This window comes from Neisseria sp. P0022.S010 (genome assembly GCF_051956635.1).
Window position 1 is genome coordinate 1 of record NZ_JBQCXF010000333.1, and the last position, 3,333, is coordinate 3,333.

Genomic DNA, 3,333 nt, shown 5'->3' on the forward strand with positions numbered 1-3,333 from the left:
ACAAGCGTTGCAGGATGCACAATACGCACGGGTTCATGCCCAAAACGTATTGGGAAATAAAGGAGCCGCAGGCGGCAAATATGGAGAGGACGACTAAAAATAAAACAGTCTTGCGGAAAAAGTTCATGACATAAAACCTTTCAGACGGCCTGGGCGCAAAACAGCCGATAAATAATGTTTACTTTAACACAAAACGCATATGCTTTTTTGGTTTGACGGTTTTTTGCGTATGTTTGTTGATGTTGCGTAACCATAAATATGGAAACAAAAATGTGTTCCATATCGAAAAGGCCGTCTGAAATATTCAGACGGCCTTTAGGGGAGAGACGTTTTATTTTTTCCCGTGAGATTTTTTGACATCTGCTTCAGTAATCGTACCGCCGCCATTATTGAAGGCGTTCATGATGTAAGTGGCAACGGCGGCAACATCGGCATCATTGATGGCGGTAGCAGGCATAAAGCCGTTGTAGGATTTGCCGTTTACTTTAATTGGGCCGTTGATGCCTTTGGTCATGCTTTGCAACAGCACTTGCGGTTTTTTATTGATATAGTCGGACTGGAATAAAGGCGGGAACATGGCGCCCCGGCCTTCGCCTTTTTTACCGTGGCAGGCGGCGCAGTTGGTTTCGTAAATTTTTTGTCCTTTGTTCATCAGCGCGGCATCAGCGGCAAAAGCGGTTGGGATGCTGAGTGCGGTCAGAAGGAGCAGGATAGGGCGGAGTGCAGTCATGATGTGTTCCTTTTTGAGTAGTGTTTTTGATGGCCACACGCTTGGTTCGCGTTTTAATAGCTTGATGATAACGCTAAAGGCCGTCTGAAAGTGAATTTTTCAGACGGCCTTTGGTTTAGGTCAAATCCAACCTTGCAGATTGGCCCGACTTAATTGTGCAAGTGCGGCAATCCAGTCGTCGGAATCGTTGAGGCAGGGGATGTAACGGTATTCTTTGCCGCCTGCGGCGTGGAATTGTTCGCGTCCCATAATGGCGATTTCTTCCATGGTTTCGAGGCAGTCGGCCAGGAAGCCGGGGCAGAATACATCGAGTTTGGTCGTGCCTTGTTTCGGCAGCTGATCAAACAGGGCTTGCGTGCTGGGCTTGACCCATTGGGATTTGCCAAACTGGCTTTGGAAAGAAACGATGTATTCTTGTTCGGACAAGCCCAATGCTTGTGCCAACAGCTTGGCGGTATGGTGGCACTCGTCAGGATAGGGGTCGCCGTTGTCGTGATGCTTTTGCGGAATGCCGTGGAAACTCAACATCAGTTTTTCGCTGCGTCCGTTTTGAGCCCAATAGGCTTCAATATGCTGCTTCATGGCTTGAATATAGGCGGCATCGTCGTAATAACGGGAGACGGTACGGACGCTCATTTGGTTGCGTTGCAGCAATAACTCTTGAAACACTTTGTCCAAAGCTGCGCCTGTAGAAGAACCGGCATATTGCGGATAGAGCGGAATGACCAGCAATTTGCCCACACCTTGGGCTTTGAGTTCCGCCAAAACGTCGGCAACGCTTGGATTGCCGTAAGTCATGGCATGACGGACGATGACATCGGGCAAATGTTTGGCCAGGGCTTCTGCTTGGCGGTGTGTGTAAACCTCAAGCGGCGAACCTTCTTTAAACCAAACTTTTTCATAGGCATGCGCGCTTTTTTTCGGGCGAAAAGTCAATACCAAGCCACGCAATATCGGTTGCCATAAGAGCTTAGGCAGTTCGACAACGCGTTGATCGGACAGAAATTCTTTCAAGTAAGGTTTGACTGCGGCAGCAGTGGGCGCGTCAGGCGTGCCGAGGTTGAGCAGCAGGACGGCGGTACGGTTTTGTGCGGTGTAGGCTAAGGGTGGTTCGGTATGGAAACGGGACATGATTGTGCTTTATTAATTAAGAAAATTGAGGCCGTCTGAAAAGCAGTTTGAATCCAAACCTGATTTCAGACGGCCTTTAAAAGGATTAATCCACACCGCGGGCACGGTTTTCATGGAATTGCGTCTGCCAATCGGCAAATTCGCCTTGTTCGATGGCTTCGCGCATTTCTGCCATGATGACTTGGTAGAAGTGCAGATTGTGGATGGTGTTGAGCTGTGCGCCCAGGATTTCGCCGACACGGTGCAGATGGTGCAGGTAGGAGCGGCTGAAATTCTGACAGGCGTAGCAGGTGCAGCTTTCATCAATCGGACGCTTGTCGAGTTTGTGTTTGGCGTTTTTGATCTTCAAATCGCCAAAACGGGTAAACAGCCAGCCGTTACGCGCATTGCGGGTAGGCATGACGCAGTCGAACATATCCACGCCGTGTGCCACGCCGTACACCAAGTCTTCAGGCGTGCCGACGCCCATCAAATAATGAGGTTTGTGTTCCGGCAGGATAGGGCCGACGGCGCGCAACATACGGTACATTTCGGGCTTAGGTTCGCCAACGGACAAGCCGCCGATGGCCAAGCCGGGGAAGTCGAGTTCTTCCAAACCTTTCAGCGATTCTTCACGCAAATCTTCATACATCGCGCCTTGTACAATGCCAAACAGCGCATTCGGGTTTTTCAGGTCTTCAAAAGCCTTTTTACTTCGTTCCGCCCAGCGCAGGCTCATTTGCAGCGATTTTTGCGCTTGGCTGTGCGTTGCTTCGCCAGGGGTACACTCGTCCAACTGCATCACGATGTCGGAATTCAACACAGTTTGGATTTTCATCGACACTTCGGGCGAGAGGAACAGTTTGTCGCCGTTGATCGGGCTTTGGAATGTACAGCCTTCTTCGGTCAGCTTGCGCATGTCGGATAACGAGAATACTTGGAAACCGCCCGAGTCGGTCAAAATCGGCTTGTTCCAGCCGATAAATTCGTGCAGGCCGCCGAATTGTTCGATGACTTCCAAACCGGGGCGCAGCCACAGATGGTAAGTGTTGCCTAAGATGATTTGCGCTTTGATGTCATGCAGGTTTTGCGGGTTCATCGCTTTGACCGAACCGTAAGTGCCGACCGGCATAAATACCGGCGTTTCGATTTTGCCGTGGTTCAGTTCCAAAGTGCCGCGTCGGGCATAACCGTCTTTTTTGTGTAAGGTAAATTTGAGCATAGCAATAATAGATTGGACGTTCGCGTGTGTGCGAAATGAAAGGGCAGATTATAAAGGATTTTTCGTTGGTTGACGGCTGGATTTTATCTTTGTCAAAACAATGCTTCAGACGGCCTGAATGACGGAGGAAATAAAAAATGAGGTATAAATCAAACAAAAATATCCAGGCCGTCTGAAAAGTATTTACAGATGCTTGCAAAAGGGAACACGCTTCGTTACAATAAGCGACTTAGATGAAGGCACATAGCTCAGTTGGTTAGAGCACCACCTT

General features: G+C 49.3%; 4 protein-coding genes. All 4 read right to left on the reverse strand.

The window, feature by feature from the left end:
- On the reverse strand, nucleotides 1-127 hold a 127-nt coding region (locus ACTHUT_RS16270), incomplete at its 3' end, for a disulfide bond formation protein B (RefSeq protein WP_440419075.1).
- A gap of 204 nt (nucleotides 128-331) precedes the next feature.
- On the reverse strand, nucleotides 332-730 hold the full coding sequence (locus ACTHUT_RS16275) for a c-type cytochrome (protein ID WP_070814419.1): 399 nt from the start codon (nucleotides 728-730) through the stop codon (nucleotides 332-334).
- A gap of 120 nt (nucleotides 731-850) precedes the next feature.
- Nucleotides 851-1,861 (reverse strand): ferrochelatase, encoded by a 1,011-nt coding sequence (gene hemH, locus ACTHUT_RS16280; RefSeq protein WP_250600044.1) that lies wholly within the window; start codon nucleotides 1,859-1,861, stop codon nucleotides 851-853.
- A gap of 85 nt (nucleotides 1,862-1,946) precedes the next feature.
- Entirely contained in the window at nucleotides 1,947-3,062 is a 1,116-nt protein-coding gene (gene tgt, locus ACTHUT_RS16285; RefSeq protein WP_250600046.1) for a tRNA guanosine(34) transglycosylase Tgt, read from the reverse strand.
- Nucleotides 3,063-3,333: the final 271 nt, after the last annotated feature.